The organism is Exiguobacterium sp. E4787, assembly GCF_018618375.1.
In the GTDB taxonomy this organism is placed as follows: Bacteria; Bacillota; Bacilli; order Exiguobacteriales; family Exiguobacteriaceae; genus Exiguobacterium; species Exiguobacterium chiriqhucha.
This window is the reverse complement of record NZ_JACSLY010000004.1, coordinates 109,992-126,222: the sequence shown is the minus strand read 5'-3', so window position 1 is coordinate 126,222 and position 16,231 is coordinate 109,992. Positions and strand designations below refer to the sequence as shown.

Here is a 16,231-nt window from a genome sequence, read left to right as displayed (position 1 = left end):
AGGCTGACTTCAGTTTACCAGAGCACCCAACCTTTCGCTCCCGGCGGCGCACTTTCAATCAAGTGCCAAATCGGAATCGTATAGGCGAAGGCAATTAAAACGAACGTGACCGTAATCCAAAGCTTCCAATTCTCGAAGAAACGCGGTGTCTCCATCGCCGCCTCTTCGGTCTCGGCGAGCGGGAACTCCTCTTCTCCCTTCGGAGCGAGGAACGACAAGTTGAACATTGAATAGACGAAGATGAGGACCGAAATCAAGAGGATCGTCCCACCAATCGCCATCGCGATGTGGTATGGAATCCACTCGCGCGTAAGCGCATCCGAGAAGTACGTTGCCGGACCGGTCCGACGCGGATTACCTTGCAGTCCTGAGATGTGCATTGCGTAAGACATGATCGACATTCCGAACGCCCACGTGCCTGCTTGAATTAATCCGATTCGATTCATCTTTTTCGTTAGAATACGACCGCGCAATACCGGCACGAGCCAATATGCCGTTCCGAAGAACGTCAAGGCGACGGCCGTTCCGACCGTGATATGGAAGTGGCCCGTGACCCAAAGTGTGTTGTGGACCATCGCGTTCAATTGGTGCGATGCGTTGATGATTCCGCCGGCTCCGGCCGGAATGAAGAACAACATGCCGACGAACGGAGCGAGGAAACGGACATCCCCATATGGCATCTTCTTGACCCAACCAAATAGACCACGAGCTCCGAGTGCGCGGCCGCGCAGCTCGAACGTCGCAAACAGCGAGAACGCCGTCATAAACGACGGGATGACGACGAGGAACGTCAAGATGACTTGAACGAACTTCCAGAACGGTTCAATCCCTGGTTCCGTCAACTGGTGGTGGAAGCCGACCGGGAACGAGAATAGCAGGAACAACAGGAACGCCATCCGGGCGAGCGCATCGGAGAAAATCTTTCCGCCGATGACTTTCGGCACGACCGTATACCAGACAATATAGGCCGGCATGAGCCAGAAATAGACGAGCGGATGACCGAAATACCAGAAGAGCGTCCGTGACAACTCGATTCCGACCGTGTCTTTCCAACCAAGCGAGAGCGGGAGCAGTTGGAATAAAATCGTCCCGGCGACACCGAGCGTGGCGATGACCCACAAGAGCATCGTCATGATACTCATATACGCCGGAAGCGGCGGATGAATACCTGGGTTCTCCCGTTTGTAGTCCGCATACATCCGGAACATGGCGAACGCCGATAACCACGTACCGACGACGAACAAGACGAGACCGATATAAAACACTGGGTCGGCCATGAGTGGTGCGTAGAACGTATACAGAACAGTCGCTTTATTGGCGAGCACCATGATCGTGACGAGCACGGCGCCGGCGATAATCATCCAAAACCCGAGCCAAGCGACTCGCGTTGGGAACGACTCAAAGCGTCCGAACGACTTAGCGAGCAGCGCGTAAAGCAGACCGATGATGAACATTGTCGTGAAAACGAGACCGAGCATGATGCCGTGCGCCGTCAACAGTTGATAATAGCCGAACACTTCCGGGATGACACCAGTCCGAATGAGCGTCTGCATGAGGCCGGCTAGTCCACCGATTAAGACGGCGAGGACCGAGATGACGACGTGGGCATAGGCGAGGCGTGCTTCTTTGACACCGATACTCGGTACTGGTACGCCGCGTTCCATTTCCCACTGCTTTAGTTTTGAGGATACGTCATTCATTTAGTCCACCACCTTAATTTTTGTCGACATCATGTGATGTCCGGTACCACAATATTCGTTACAAAGGATTAAAAATTCGCCCGCCTCGTCGAACGTATACGTGAGCGAGTTGATATGACCAGGTACGACCATCATATTGACCGGTGTGCCCGTCAACTGGAAACCGTGAACGACATCAGGTGAGGTGACGAGAAACGTGACTTTCGCTCCTTTTGGAATCTCGACGTTGCCCGGCGTGAACGTGAACGCTTGCGCGACCATGACAAGTTCATATTCGTTGTCGTCAATTTTATGAAGTCCCGGTTTGTCGAACGGTGCGGTTTGATGTACTTTCGCCGGATCGATCAAATCCGCGTCCGATGCTGGTTGATTTCCTGCCGCAAAGGCAGAGATGCCAAGAACGGTTAAAAACACGCCTAATAAAATGATGCCGAATACAAGCCAATATTTCTCAAGTTTATGAATATGCATATGTTGCTCTCCTCCTGCTCGTTATCGCGTCATAAATAAGTAAAACACTGACGACCACATGGCAATGATGACGCCCGCGACAATCATGACCGATGTGAACGTGCCTTTTAAGTTCGGTTCTTGTCCATCGTTTTTCTCCACGTGAAGGACCCCTTTCCCTGTGATTTCCACTTTTATTGTATGAAATGGGATGAGGATTAATATGTGACATTTATCACTCCAAAAGTGACAATCACATCAAATTTGCGTAGTTTTCACACATAAAGTTCACATTTGGTATAAAGGCATACAAAAAAAGTGATTGTCCCGACACGAATCGAGTCAACCACCTGTTCGGTTTCACGCGCTTTGATAAGGCAAAATGCTGCACCTCTCTTGAAAGATTAAAGCCGACAGATGCCGGCGGGACAGCCTTCACAATAACAGAGCTCTTTCAAGAAATCGATGTCATGCAAAATCATCTCTGTTCCCGTCGTCGTCAACATGCCTTCCTTCCGCCACTGGTTCATCATCCGATTCACCGTCTCGCGAGGTGCACCAATCAGCTGACCGAGCTCCCCGTCTGACGGATGTTTCGGCACGACAATCCCTTCTGCTGACTCGACGCCGTCCATCGCCGCCATGCGTAATAATGTGGAGGCGAGGGCACCTGGTTTCCCGTATAACAGCAAGTCACGGAGTTTCATCTCGGACTGCTTGCGCATCATCGACGTCCACCGCAATACTTCAGTGGCCAACTGCGCATCGCGCCGAACAAGTTCATCCATCTCTTGCTTCGAGATCCAACCGATGACACTGTCCGATGTCGTCTCGATGCTATACGAACTCGGAAACACCTCGTCGATATCGAACTCCCCGAAGAAGTCGTCCGCCCCATACATGAACATGATGAGTGCGCTCCCTTTTTTCGTCAGCTTCGTGAATTTGACGGAACCGCTCTTCAAATAAAAGAACTTGTTGCACTTCTCGCCTTCCCAACAAACGATACTCCCTTTCGAATGATCTTGAAACGTCATCATCTCGAGCAAGAGCTGTTTCGTCTCTTGCGAAAAGACAAAGCTGTTCGGTTTGGTCGTTCCGCATTTCATAGTCATGTTGTCTGCTCCCTCCACTAATCGTATATCTGATTAAGTCTCGTACGTCATGTGTATGGCTATATTATACAAGAGGTATGCAGCTCATTTTATAAAAGTATGTGACATTTCAAACAATCTTCTTATTCTTTGTCCACAAAAAAAAGACTGCAGGCTCCCTGCAGTCTAGTCTGGTCAGCGGTAGACGAGTCGAATCAACTTCTCGGCTGCTTTAAAGTTTGGGTAACGAATCGGTAAATCGAACTTCGTTGTGTTTCGCAAAATCGATTTGGCGTGGCTGAACGTCTCAAAACTGTAACGTCCGTGATATGAGCCCATCCCGCTCTCGCCGACTCCACCGAACGGCAGGTTCGGGTTCGTCAAATGCATGAGGACGTCATTGACGCAACCCCCGCCGAACGTAAGGTGTTTCATCACGGTCTGCTCCACCGCTTTCGTCTCAGTGAACAAATAGAGCGCGAGCGGATGTGGACGCGATGACACAAACTCAATCACTTCGTCGAGTTGACGGTACGTAAGGACTGGTAGAATCGGTCCAAAAATCTCGTCTTTCATGACGTTCGCGTCTTCTTCGATGTCCGTCAACACGGTCGGGGCAATCTTCAATTGGTCCCGGTCCGTCTGGCCTCCGAAGAAAACGTCTCCTTCTGTCAAATATCCGGTCAAACGATTGAAGTGGGTCTCATTGACAATTCGTGTGAACCGCTTCGTCCCGACGCCGTTCCCGAACATCATGAACGCTTCCCGTTTAATGGCCTCGAGGAACGCCTCTCGTTTGGATTCGTGGACGAGGACATAGTCCGGTGCGACGCATGTCTGCCCGGCGTTCATCCATTTGCCCCAGGCGATGCGCTTGGCCGCAATCTCGATATTAGCATCCTCATGGACGATGGCCGGTGATTTTCCACCGAGCTCGAGCGTGACCGGCGTCAAATGCTTCGCTGCCGCCTCCATGACGATTTTCCCGACTGGCGTCGACCCTGTGAAGAAGATATGGTCCCATTTCTGGGCAAGCAACTCGGTCGCAACGTCCTTATCCCCTTCGACGCTGACGACGTAGCGGTCGGTGAACGCCCGTTCGAGCACTTTCGTGATCATTTGGGCGACGTTCGGTGTCAATTCCGAAGGTTTCACGACAGCCGTGTTGCCTGCGGCAATCGCTCCGATGAGCGGCGCCATCGCCAATTGAAACGGATAGTTCCACGGAGCGATCACGAGTACCGTTCCGTAAGGTTCATACATGACCTCACTTTGCGTTCCCAGATGGATTGAGGCGCCACGGACACGTTTCGGGCGCATCCAACGCTTCAACTCACGTGTCGTCCGTGTGATTTCGTCATAGACGAAACCGATCTCCGTCGTGAACGCGTCGAGTTCCGATTTGTTCAAATCCTGCTCCAACGCTTGAAGAATCTCTGCTTCATGATGCTTGATTGACTCTTTTAAAAACGTCAACATGCTGAGACGGAATGCGAGCGACTTGGTCGCTTGCGTCCGAAAGAAGCGACGCTGTTTACGAATGAGCTCTTCAATGGTCAACTGTTCGATTGGTGCGAGCATAAATCTGCCTCCCTTGGATGATAACGCTAGCTTCATCTTATCATCTTCACTCGGTCAGCGACCATTTTGAACCTTCGATATGCGTCCGTCCTATCTGACAGGCACGTCCCGTTTCTTCGTTTGTTGCATGACGACAAATATCAAACCGGCGACCAGCAGGATGCCACCTGTCAGCGCGAATTTTTGTGTCAGCGTAATCGAGAGCCAGCCTAACAATGCCGAACCCGTCACTGTGCCGAGCGAGAAGAACGCATAAAAATAGCCGTACGACTTACCACGATTGGCCTGATTCGTCGCTTTAATCAACATCGTATTGATGGCTGGGAATAAGATGGCGAACCCGACGCCATACAAGGCGAGGACAGCGTACAAGAGGAGCGACGTCTCAGATCGGCCAATCAACAGTTGGCTCACACCGAGAATGCCGACACCGAGTGCCGCGAGCTTCGCTGGTTCGATTTGGTCGAACAAGCGATTCGTCGGCAACACAAACACGAGCACCGCCATGATACCGAACGTGCTGAGCAATGTCCCGCTCAGACGAGAGTCATACCCGAGCGCCTGCACGTAAAGGGGAAGCAAGTACGCGATTGCCCCTTGCGAGAACATCAAGAGGAAGGCGCCGATATACGCTTTCACTACGTCTCGTTCCAGGCGCGACGTCCCTTCATCTGTACGATGGGAAGGTTCAAGCGTTAACTTCGACGGGCGCAAAAAGACGAGTGCAAGGAGCGCGACGGCTACCCCGAACAGCGCGACGTATGTGAAGACGATCGGCACGGTCGTCTGGCTGGCCACGATGCCGCTGAACGCCGGACCGACGATGGCTGCCAAACCAACAAAACTGCCGGTCAATGCTACTTTTTTACCTTGTCGGTTCGCGGCGGTCAGATTGGCGGACAACGTGAACGCGGCTGGGACAATCAAACCCGCTACAAAGCCGTGCACGATCCGGACAATCAATAGCGTCGTCGCTGTGTCGACGAGATGATACGACAAGAGACTGAGGCTCGACAGCGCAAGACCAACGAGCAGGATGACGATCGGACCAATCCGGTCGGTCCAAATGCCGGATAAAATGTTGCCGAACGTATTCGACAACGAGTAGATGGCGATGACGAGCCCTGCGATGAACGGTGTCGCACCAACCGATGTCGCAAACGTGCTCATGACCGGAAGCTGGGCGAATAAATCAAAGAAGGCAAAAAAGACGATACTATAAATGACAAAAGCGGACGCTTTATTCATGATGACAACTCCTTGATCCAGCCCGATACGGGAACTGTTCGTTTCAGCTTCAGTCTAGCCTGCCAGTTTCACTTTGTATACAAGACAAGGCGCGCGGACACAAAAACGCCTTACAAACCAGTGGTCTGTAAGGCGTGTTCATTAGTTTGTGACTTCGACCGCTGTATCGAGTGCGACACGAATCATTTCGTCAAACGTCGATTGACGCTCTTCCGATGTCGTCTCTTCACCTGTCAACAAGTGGTCTGAGATTGTGAGGATCGTCAACGCGTTCACTTTGTGTTTCGCAGCGAGTGTATAGAGACCTGCCGCTTCCATCTCGATGGCGAGGCAACCGAAATCGGCCCACTTCTTGAAATGGTGGAAATCATCCTGGTAGAACTGGTCGGCTGTGAAAATTTGACCGACTTTGACCGGAATACCAGCTTTTTCAGCGTTCATATACGCGCGATGTAGGAGGTCGAACGTCGCTGTCGGTGCATAGTCCATCCCGTTGAAACGAACACGGTTTTGGGCCATCTCACTCGATGCACTCATCGCGATGACGACGTCACGTACTTTGACGTCTTCTTGAATTCCGCCGGCCGTACCGACACGAATCAAGTTTTTTACGCCGTATGACATAATCAATTCGTTCACGTAAATCGACATCGATGGAACACCCATCCCAGTCCCTTGAACGGAAATACGTTTTCCTTTATATGTTCCTGTGAAGCCATACATGCCGCGGACTTCGTTGTATAACTCAACATCCTCGAGGAACGTCTCCGCGATATATTTCGCACGCAACGGATCTCCTGGCAATAATACCGTTTCTGCGATTTGTCCTGCTTCTGCCCCAATGTGTACACTCATGATTAAATTCCTCCTTCAAGATAGTCGTTGGCACTGCTCCCGATATTCATTCGGGGTGATGCCAATCTGTTTTTTGAAGACTTTCCGGAAATACTTATCATCCGAAAAGCCGACCGCTTGGGCGACTTCATAAATACGTTGTCTACTCGTCTCAAGGAGACGTTTCGCCTCGAGCATCCGGATCGACAGCAAGTATTCGGATAAGTTGACGCCGTACTGCTGTTTGAAGCGACGCGATATGTATTCGCGGCTCAAGTAAAAGCGCTCGCTCATCCCTTGTAAGCTGAGTTCTTCCGCATAATGGCGTTCAATGAACGCGCCAATCTGTAGAATCGGATCGTCTTCGTCAGGAGTGACGTCGGCGAGGGCACGTGCGAGCGTCTCGTTCAAGACGTCCGGGTCAATCGGTTTCAGCAAGTAGTCGAAACTGCCGAGCTGAATCGCGCGCCGCATGTACGAATATTCGTCATAGCCCGTCAAGACAATCAGTTTGGCCGTCTCCGCCTCCGTATGGACCCACTCCATCAACTCGATGCCGTTACATCGAGGCATTTGCAGGTCCGATAAAATCAGCGCCGGCCGTTCTTTGACGATAATCCGTTTCGCTTCTTCCCCGTCTTGTGCCTCAATCACTTTCGTGACGCCGAGCCGTTCCCACTCCCCGAGCAGTTTCACCGCTTCCCGTACCGGCGACTCATCATCAACGATCAACACTTTCGTCATGACGCATCCGCCTCCGTTACGGCCGGGAAACGCATGACAATACGAAATCCGCCTGTCTCTGGTGTAGCCAACATAAACTGAGCCTCCCGATTATAGTTTAACATGAGTCGATCTCGAATGTTCTTTAAACCGGTACCTTCCGCCCCATTCAATGGCTCGGTCGATACCTCGATCCGTTCTTTCAATAGCGTCAACTCTTCATCCGAGAGATCGCGTCCGCTATTCTCACAATGAATCACAAGATTTGATCCCGATTGATGAATTCGCACTGAGAAACGGTTGGCCGCTGTCGCACCGTCGCGCTCAAACCCATGCTTGAAAAAGTTCTCGGCGAGCGGCTGCAAAATCATCTTCGGCACAATTAAATCGAGGAGCGGGTCCGGCACATCGACCTCAATCTCAAATTGATCCGTGAACCGGACTTGTTGCAAGCGAATGTAGGACGTGAGGTGATCGACTTCTCGCTTGAGCGTCACGAGCGACTCATCGGGATGCATCGTATAGCGCATCATCGAGGAGAGCTGCGTGATGAGACGGTACACCGTCTTGCCATCGCCTTTCAATGCGAGCGTCCCAATCGACTGCAAGGCGTTGAACAGGAAGTGTGGGTTCGTCTGAGCTTGGAGTGCCCTCAGCTCATTCGTCCGATTCTCGAGCGCCAACCGATATTCCCGTTGAATCAAATCATCGATTCGTTCAATCATCCGCTTGAATTGCCGTCCGAGCACACCGAACTCATCATTTCCGAGGGAATCGAATGAGACCGTCATGTCCCCTTGTTCAATGCGCCAAATGTTCGAGGTGAGCGTCTTGATTGGCGTCGTCAAACGCATCGAGGCATAGGTCGCCCCAATCAATGCCAATACGAGTGACACCATCCCGACGACAAAGATGATGAACGACGTCCGTGACGCCGGTTCGGTCAACAGTCGATCCGGTATCGATTTCCCGACGTAGAACGTCTGGTTCTCAAATTCGAACGATTTGACGATGCGATGATGCTTCCCATCGCTCGACAGCGAGTTCGTCGACACGTTTTGCGGGATTTCACCATCACCGAGTTGTGCGAACACCTGATTACCGCCCCCTACGAACCAGAGGCTCTCGCTCGGATTGTTCTGTAGCGAGGCGAGTTGCCCGATGAAGATGTCCTCTGGAATATCAATCGACAAAATCGCGAGCGGCTGATCCGTCTCGATTTTATCGAGTCGGAAATGAAGCGTGACGACCTGCTCTTCCGAGACGAGCGGACCGAAATCATGATAGGGCACGAGCGGATGCGAGGCCTCGAGCAGGACGCGGCTCTCTTCATACTTTAATAACTGTTGCTGAATCTCACTCGGCTGCCGTTTCGAGCGCGGGGATACTTTCATTTTATAAGCGGCGAACGAATCCATATCTTCGAGCATGAGCAGTTGGATTTGGGCCACATCTTCACGGGATAGGTACATCCCAAGCAGCGCCCGTCGTACCTCGAGTTCAGTCTGTTCAAGCGACAGTCCCGGCCCGTACTCGAGAATATCGAGCACATCCCGATTCGCATACAGACTTGTCGGCAAGCGGCTCAAGTCTGAGACATATCGCTCCATTTGTAGGGTCCCACGTTCAAGCGACCATTCGGTGAGCTGAAGCCCCCGTTCCCGCTCCCGGTCTTTGACGTACCAAAAGGAAATGACCGTCGCCAAAATGACAGGAACGATAATCGTCAATGCAATCATTCCCGTCAGCTTCGTCCGAATGCTCATCCATGTATCGCCTCCTCGCTGTCATTATATCACGGCTTATGCAAGCGTTTGCAACACTTGAAAATAAAAAGGTCTATGACCTTTGTTCCGGTCATAAACCTCTTAATTTATTCGTATGATTGAATCAATTCGATAATGCCTCTCGGTTGCCCGGAGTCAGCTGCGAGTTCGGCCGGCGTCATGCCATCCTCGTTCTCGAGCGAGACGTCGGCTCCGCTCTCAAGCAACAATCCAACCGTATCGATGTCCACGCCTTCATTATAGAGTAAGTTATGAAGCGGCGTGTCGCCGTACAAGTCTTGCGTGTTGACGTCAGCCCCGTCTGCCAATAAGGCCTCAAACTCTTCGTACGTTGCGGCGTTGTAGGCAAGTTCTTGAATCGGCTCTTCTGCCATCGCATCAAGCGAGCCGAACCCTTCTGAGAAGCCAGTCAATCCGTCGTTCGTGAACAACCAGGCGACAATGGCCACGTTGACAATGACGCTCAATACAATCGTCCCGATAATCGACCCTTTGACATACCCTGCCGTCTTAAAGACCGGAACGTTCGTCTCACCGGCGTTCGTCGCGATGGCCGCAATTCGTTTCGGGAGTGGCGGATGTGTCGATAACAACTCGCTCAACTTGGCAATAAATCCGTTCTCACGGCTCGCTTCATATAAGTAGTCAAACTCGCTCACTTCTTTTGCCAATTTCCCACCAATCGCAAGAATCGTGAGGGCGCGTTTTGATGCCGTCTCGTCTTGAATATGATGGGCCGCCATGCGGTCACACGTGAACTCGCACGCACGCGAATAAGCCGATCCTAAAAACGGGATCCAGCCGCCGAGCATCATCGCCCATTGTTTTTGGACATGGTTGCGGCGAATATGTGCCAACTCGTGCGCGATCACAAACTCGACTTCTTTGGCGTACCCTTCACGTGACAACTCGACGACATCCGAATACAGGATGACCATATTCTTTTGGAAGAAACGGGTCGCGAAAGCGTTCAAGACGCCTCCGGCTTGAAGAATGTACACATCCGGGAGTAAGCGAATTCCCATTTCTTGTCCGACACGCTGATACGTCTGATACAGGTCGGCGAATTGACGCTCTGTGACTTTAACGCCGTTCGTGCGAATATATCCGATTTGGAGCCAGTGTGTGAATAAAGACAGTGCTAAAATTGATCCGATCACCCATAAAAAGATGCCGAGCGAGGCAATCGTGAAGACGATTCCTAGCACCACCGTCAACATGCTGGCGGCGACGAGCAGTCCAAAATACAATGTTTCGTTCTTATGTACCAATTGCGATTGTTTCATGTAAAAATCCCCTTCATTTTCCATATGAAGTCCATTATACCGGATAAATGGATGTATTCAACAAAAAAATAGAAACTGACACGTACGTCAGTTTCTATTCGATCGTGAGGCGATACAGCTGATCGTCCCCACTTCCAGGGTTGCCACGTCCGTCCGTATTGTTCGTGATAAAGTAAAGTCCTTCGTCCTCCAACCAGACGTCACGGATGCGACCTTTATCCTCGACGAGCGGGATGACCTCACGTGATTCCCGATCGATGGCGACGAGACGATTTCCACGAAGCGTCGCCATATACACGTAACGGTCGTCGGCAACGATGCCCGACGGTGCCCATGACGTCTCCCCGACCTCGAACCATGGTGTCTCGAGCCCATCTCGTGCTTGATCCGCCTCGATGAGCGGCCAGCCGTAATTGTTACCCTCTTCGAGGATATTCACTTCATCATGCCCCGAAGCTCCGTGCTCACTCGCGTAAAGCGTATCTTCGATCTTCGTCAAGCCTTGAGGATTGCGGTGACCGGACGAATAAATCCAATCGGTCGGTTCGCCCTCTCCGGATAAGGGCACTCGTAACACTTTTCCGGCGATCGATGTTTCATCTTGGGCCAGTTCCGGCACGAGCGCATCTCCGGTCGTGACCCACAGCACGTCCCCATCGAGCAACAACCGTCCGCCGTTATGGAACTGGTCCCCTGGAATCTCATCGAGCACGACGTCCGTCTCTTCAAACTGATTGCCATCCCACGTCAACTCGACGACCCGGTTTTGGACGTTACCAGGTGTCCCGTACGTATGGTAAGCGTACAGTTGGCGTGACGTCGCAAAATCTGCGGTCAACGCGAGTCCGAGGAGACCGCCTTCCCCGATTTCAAGCACGTCCTCGTTCAAGACGACCGGTTGTCGGTCGAGATTCCCGTCTGCATCGATGACGGCAATCGTGCCGCCGCGTTCCGAGATGAGCCATCCGTCATCGGTTTTTGCAATCGACCACGGTGCCTCTAACTGTTCGACAATCGATTCGGTTGCACCGGTCGACACGTTGCCTTCCGGCTCAGTTGATTCCTGCTCTGGTGCCGTGTCAGACGGTGCTTCTTCGGTCGACTCCTGGACTGGTGCCTGTTCAGGTTCCGGCGTCTCGGTCGATTCCGAGGCACAACCGGCAACAAATACGAGCGACAAGATGAACATCCATCGTTTCAACGTGATCGCCTCCTTTTCACCATCATACCGTGTCTTTAGTTGTCACGTGAAGGTGCCGGTGGGCTAACCGGTAATCGCAGCGCAATCAAGAGCGCGATGAACGCGGCGAGGGCTGCGCCGATGAAGACGGTGTTCAATCCGCTGGCGATGAGTTGCTCGCCTTGGAGCCGGACGGTCGCGTCTAGCGCCTCGGTCATACTCCGATTGAAGAACGATTCGAGTGACACACCGCTTAACCCGGCCTCCTCACGGAAGCCGCTCAGGACGATGAAGTTGAACACGGCACCGAACACGGCGACACCGAGCGTCTGACCGACAGTGCTCAAGAATGAGTTCGCCGCTGTCGCGGTCCCCCGTTGACGATACGACACGACCGTCTGTAAGACGACGATGAACATCGGTTGCGACAAGCCGAACCCGACGCCGATTATGGCGACAGCGAGGTAGACGAACAGGTCTGGGCTCGATTGCGTGAGCAACGTCAAGATGATTGTCCCAATCAACAAGAGACTCATTCCCATCACGGCCCGACGTCGTGGCGAGGCCGCGCCAAGTGTACGGCCGCCGATAATCGACGTGAACGTCCAAGCGACCGAGAGCGGCATCAGCATGAAGCCGGCTTCCGTCGCCGATTTACCAAGGACGGCCTGGGCCCAGATCGGGATATAGGCCGACATCGAGACGAGCACCCATGCTGCGAAGAAGACGGCACCATTGATGGACGCGATAATCGGTTGTTTCAACAGATCGAGCGGCAACAACGGTGTTTTCGCACGCCGTTCCGATAAAAAGAAACTCGTGAGCAGCACGACACTGAACACGGCACTGACGATAATCGATGGCGTCCAGACGTTCGTCTCGCTGAAGGTGATCAATCCATATAAGAACGCCGTCGTTCCGAACGCGAACAACAGCGCCCCTTTGACGTCGATTCGCTCCGTCGTCTCTGTCACCGTCTCTTTATAGAAGACAATGATCATGATGAATGATAACAGTGCGAACGGGACGTTCAGCAAGAAGACGTAGCGCCAAGACAACGTCTCGACCAAGAACCCGCCGATGACCGGCCCGAGCACGCCCGAGACACCCCAGACCGCGCTCAAGATGCCTTGAATCTTGCCGCGCTCCTCATACTTGTACAAGTCGCCGATGATGGTCATTGAAATCGGCAATACCGCCCCGGCGCCAAGCCCTTGGAGCGCCCGGAAGATAATCAATTGTTCCATCGATGTGGCGAGGCCACATAGGAGCGAGGCAAGTGTGAACAATCCAATCCCGAACAATAGGACCCGCTTGCGCCCGAACAAGTCGGCCACTTTCCCATAAATCGGTGTCGACACCGCCGTGAACAGCAGGAAGGCGGCGAACACCCAACTCACGAGGGCGGCCCCATTCAACTCGCTCGCGATGACCGGTGTCGCGACCGAGACGACCGTCCCTTCAATCGCCGCTAAAAAAGTCGCCAATAACAATGCGACCGTGACATTCTTTCTCATATCTGTCATCTCCCCAATAAAATAGCGGTGCCGGAAGGTTCCGAGCACCACTTCAACTGTCTATTATTTTGTGCGAGCGACGCCCGTTTGACAAGCCTCAACTTCTGCCCGGCTTTGCCCGCACTAAAAAACACAAGCGGCGAAGGGGTCATTTCGCCGCTTGTGTTGCTGTTATTTTGCCTTATCCGCCCATACTTTCGTGAAGTCTTGGAGCATCTCGTCCCCGGTCTTTTGACCGCCGACATACGCTTGCATCAACGCGCCGTACTCGTTGACCGCGCCGTCCGGATACTTGAACCAGTTCCATGAGATCGTCTTGCCTTCGTTCGAATAGGCCAAGATGTCGTCTGCAAGCGGACCGAGATCGTTCGCTTCAATCGACTTGAACGCCGGGATGAATTTGAATTTGTTGACCATGTAGTCTTTACCCGTGTCGGATGTTGCCATCCATTCGAGGAAGTCTTTCGCTTCTTCTTTATACTTCGAGTTTTTATTGACGACCCAGTTGTTCGGGACGCCGACCGGGAGACGGTCCATCTTCTCTTTGTCATCGTTGATCGGGATCGGGACGAAGCCCATCTCAATGTCCGGATTCACGTCGAGAATCATCTGTTGCGCCCAGTTCCCTTGTTGCAACATCGCCGTCTCACCTTGAGCGAACTGTGTGACTTGCGTGTTATAGTCCGTCGTGAGCGGGTTTTTGTTGCCGTATTTGATCGTGAGATCGAACAGCTTCAAGAACTGTTGGAACTGCTCATTGTCCTCGAATTTTTCTTTATTCTCATTGAGCGCCTGGATGAACGCATCCGGGTCGTCTTGTTGTGCCATCGGAATGTTGAGCAAGTGAATCCCGAGAATCCAGAATTCGGCGTAACCGACCGAGAACGGTGTGATGCCTGCTTTATCCAACTTCTCTGCCGCATCCGTTAACTCGGACAACGTCTTCGGCAACTCACTGATGCCCGCCTTCTCGAATAGCTCCTTGTTATAGATGAAGCCGTACCCTTCCAAGTTCATCGGCATGCCGTACAATTTCCCGTCCATCGTCATCGGTTCCTTGGCCACTTCCGTCAAATCCCCGACCCACTTCTCGCCTGACAAATCTTCCAATTTGTCTTTCCATGTCTGAGCTTCGGTGAACCCGCCGTTATTGAAGATGTCCGGCTCGTTGCCTGACGCGAACTGTGACTTGAGCGCAGCGCCGTAATCGGCTCCGCCGCCGACCGTTTGAACGGTCACTTTGACGCCCGTCTCTTCCTCGTATTCTTTAGCCATCGCTTCAAGATCTTTGGCGATTTCCGCTTTAAACTGGAAGACGTTCAACGTGACGTCTTGCTTGTCCCCGTTATCCGCGTTCGCATCGTTCGATCCTTCATCTTCCGTAAGCGACCCGCCGCCACAGGCCGCAAGCGTCAATACCATACCTGCCGTCATGACGGCAGTTGATAATTTCCATTTACGTTTCATTTCGCTTCCTCCTAAGTATAGAGTCGACAATCCTTCATCATTCGGTACACCCTAACTTTAGATGAAAACGCTTCCATTATGTAGGTGTCAAAATTGACGTGTAGGGTGGAAAATGTTGCACAGAAAACCAGGACTTTCTTATTGAAAAGAAAGTCCTGGTTTTAGTTTCTTCTATATAATTACAACAGGCTGATTCCAGCTTCTTCACATGCTGTGATCATCTCACTCGGCCAGACCGAAGATTGGACTTCACCGATGTGACGAGCACGAAGCAAATACATGGCGACACGCGATTGCCCGATGCCGCCCCCGATTGTAAGCGGGAGACGTCCTTCGAGGACCGCTTGGTGGAACGGGTACTTGCGTTTGTCTTCAGCTCCGGCTGTCACCAACTGCTCGGCAAGCGCTGTCTCGTCGACACGAATTCCCATCGATGACAGTTCGAACGCCGATTCGAGTTCCGGGTGCCAGACGAGGATATCGCCGTTGAGCGACCAGTCGTCATAGTCAGCCGCGCGACCGTCGTGCTTATCGCCCGAAGCGAGTGCGCCGCCGATTTGCGAGAGGAAGACCGCACCGTACGCTTTACAAATCGCGTGCTCACGCTCTTTTGGTGTAAGATCCGGGTAAAGGTCTTCTAACTCTTGGCTCGTCAAGAAGTGAATCGACTCTGGCAAGATCGCCTCAATCCCGTACATCGTTTCGACCGTCTGTTCCGTCTCGCGGAGTGCCGCGTAAATCGTTTCGACCGTCGCCTTCAAGTACTCCGTCGTCCGGTGTTCCCGAGCGATGACACGTTCCCAGTCCCATTGATCGACGTGGAGTGAGTGTGTCGCGTCGAGTTCTTCATCCCGACGGATGGCGCGCATCTGTGTGTACAACCCTTCACCGACTTCGAATCCGTAGCGGCCGAGCGCTTCACGTTTCCACTTCGCGAGCGACTGAACGATTTCGAGTTCATGCCCTGGATACTGCGTATCGAACTGGATGATTCGTTCGACACCGTTCAAGTGGTCGTTGACACCGCTCGCCGATGTGACGAACAGTGGGGCCTGAACTTGTGTGAGTCCGAGCGCCGTGCTGAACTTGTCTTCGAATGTCGCCTTCACTACTGTAATCGCCTGTTGTTTTTCCTTCATCTTGCTCATTGCTGTTGTTGTCATGTTTTCTTCCTCCAATTGTGGGATTTCGGGATGGAGCAATAGAAAAAAGCCCTCCAATCCCATGGACTATGGGACGGAAGGCTTCAAGCTCCGCGGTGCCACCCAAATTAGTAGACGAATCTACTCACTTTTTCGAGACGAACATCTCGTAGTTCCGATAACGGGGAACAGTCCGGCTACGTCTACTTGCAAAGCGTTCGG

14 protein-coding genes and 1 other annotated feature (1 of these 15 running past the window's edge) are annotated in these 16,231 nt (G+C 52.4%); all 14 genes read right to left on the bottom strand.

All coding sequences use genetic code 11. The features are described from left to right. Positions 1 to 14: 14 nt before the first annotated feature. A complete protein-coding gene (locus KNP80_RS06665; protein ID WP_214833222.1) occupies positions 15 to 1,700 on the bottom strand; it encodes a b(o/a)3-type cytochrome-c oxidase subunit 1 in 1,686 nt (561 codons plus the stop codon). Beyond that, positions 1,701 to 2,171: a cytochrome c oxidase subunit II gene (locus tag KNP80_RS06660; protein WP_021067816.1), complete on the bottom strand. Its 471-nt coding sequence runs from the start codon at positions 2,169 to 2,171 to the stop codon at positions 1,701 to 1,703. A 21-nt stretch (positions 2,172 to 2,192) separates the two neighbouring features. Next, positions 2,193 to 2,312, bottom strand: a complete 120-nt coding sequence (locus KNP80_RS06655) for a hypothetical protein (RefSeq protein ID WP_021067817.1) — start codon at positions 2,310 to 2,312, stop codon at positions 2,193 to 2,195. A gap of 242 nt (positions 2,313 to 2,554) precedes the next feature. After that, complete coding sequence (locus KNP80_RS06650) at positions 2,555 to 3,265, bottom strand: Crp/Fnr family transcriptional regulator (RefSeq protein ID WP_214719859.1); 711 nt, start codon at positions 3,263 to 3,265, stop codon at positions 2,555 to 2,557. A 174-nt stretch (positions 3,266 to 3,439) separates the two neighbouring features. Further along, a complete protein-coding gene (locus tag KNP80_RS06645) occupies positions 3,440 to 4,825 on the bottom strand; it encodes an aldehyde dehydrogenase (protein ID WP_214834321.1) in 1,386 nt (461 codons plus the stop codon). A 90-nt stretch (positions 4,826 to 4,915) separates the two neighbouring features. Then, complete coding sequence (locus KNP80_RS06640; protein ID WP_214834318.1) at positions 4,916 to 6,073, bottom strand: MFS transporter; 1,158 nt, start codon at positions 6,071 to 6,073, stop codon at positions 4,916 to 4,918. Positions 6,074 to 6,214: 141 nt separating this feature from the next. Next, positions 6,215 to 6,928 carry a purine-nucleoside phosphorylase gene (gene deoD / locus KNP80_RS06635; RefSeq protein ID WP_029596056.1) on the bottom strand — a complete coding sequence of 238 codons (714 nt, stop codon included), beginning with the start codon at positions 6,926 to 6,928 and terminating at the stop codon, positions 6,215 to 6,217. A 15-nt stretch (positions 6,929 to 6,943) separates the two neighbouring features. After that, positions 6,944 to 7,651: a response regulator transcription factor gene (locus KNP80_RS06630; RefSeq protein WP_214833220.1), complete on the bottom strand. Its 708-nt coding sequence runs from the start codon at positions 7,649 to 7,651 to the stop codon at positions 6,944 to 6,946. Further along, complete coding sequence (locus KNP80_RS06625) at positions 7,648 to 9,396, bottom strand: sensor histidine kinase (RefSeq protein ID WP_214834315.1); 1,749 nt, start codon at positions 9,394 to 9,396, stop codon at positions 7,648 to 7,650. Before KNP80_RS06625 ends, KNP80_RS06630 begins: the two co-directional genes overlap by 4 nt. A gap of 107 nt (positions 9,397 to 9,503) precedes the next feature. Further along, positions 9,504 to 10,703 carry a M48 family metallopeptidase gene (locus KNP80_RS06620; RefSeq protein WP_214834312.1) on the bottom strand — a complete coding sequence of 400 codons (1,200 nt, stop codon included), beginning with the start codon at positions 10,701 to 10,703 and terminating at the stop codon, positions 9,504 to 9,506. Positions 10,704 to 10,797: 94 nt separating this feature from the next. Continuing rightward, positions 10,798 to 11,904 (bottom strand): PQQ-dependent sugar dehydrogenase, encoded by a 1,107-nt coding sequence (locus KNP80_RS06615; RefSeq protein ID WP_251132350.1) that lies wholly within the window; start codon positions 11,902 to 11,904, stop codon positions 10,798 to 10,800. Between the two features lie 35 nt (positions 11,905 to 11,939). Next, positions 11,940 to 13,400 carry an MDR family MFS transporter gene (locus KNP80_RS06610; protein ID WP_214719853.1) on the bottom strand — a complete coding sequence of 487 codons (1,461 nt, stop codon included), beginning with the start codon at positions 13,398 to 13,400 and terminating at the stop codon, positions 11,940 to 11,942. 171 nt (positions 13,401 to 13,571) lie between these two features. Continuing rightward, positions 13,572 to 14,867: an ABC transporter substrate-binding protein gene (locus tag KNP80_RS06605; protein WP_021067831.1), complete on the bottom strand. Its 1,296-nt coding sequence runs from the start codon at positions 14,865 to 14,867 to the stop codon at positions 13,572 to 13,574. Positions 14,868 to 15,046: 179 nt separating this feature from the next. Beyond that, positions 15,047 to 16,030, bottom strand: a complete 984-nt coding sequence (gene asnA / locus KNP80_RS06600) for an aspartate--ammonia ligase (protein ID WP_021067832.1) — start codon at positions 16,028 to 16,030, stop codon at positions 15,047 to 15,049. Positions 16,031 to 16,096: 66 nt separating this feature from the next. Beyond that, positions 16,097 to 16,231: a binding site (T-box leader), on the bottom strand; it runs 107 nt beyond the window's last position.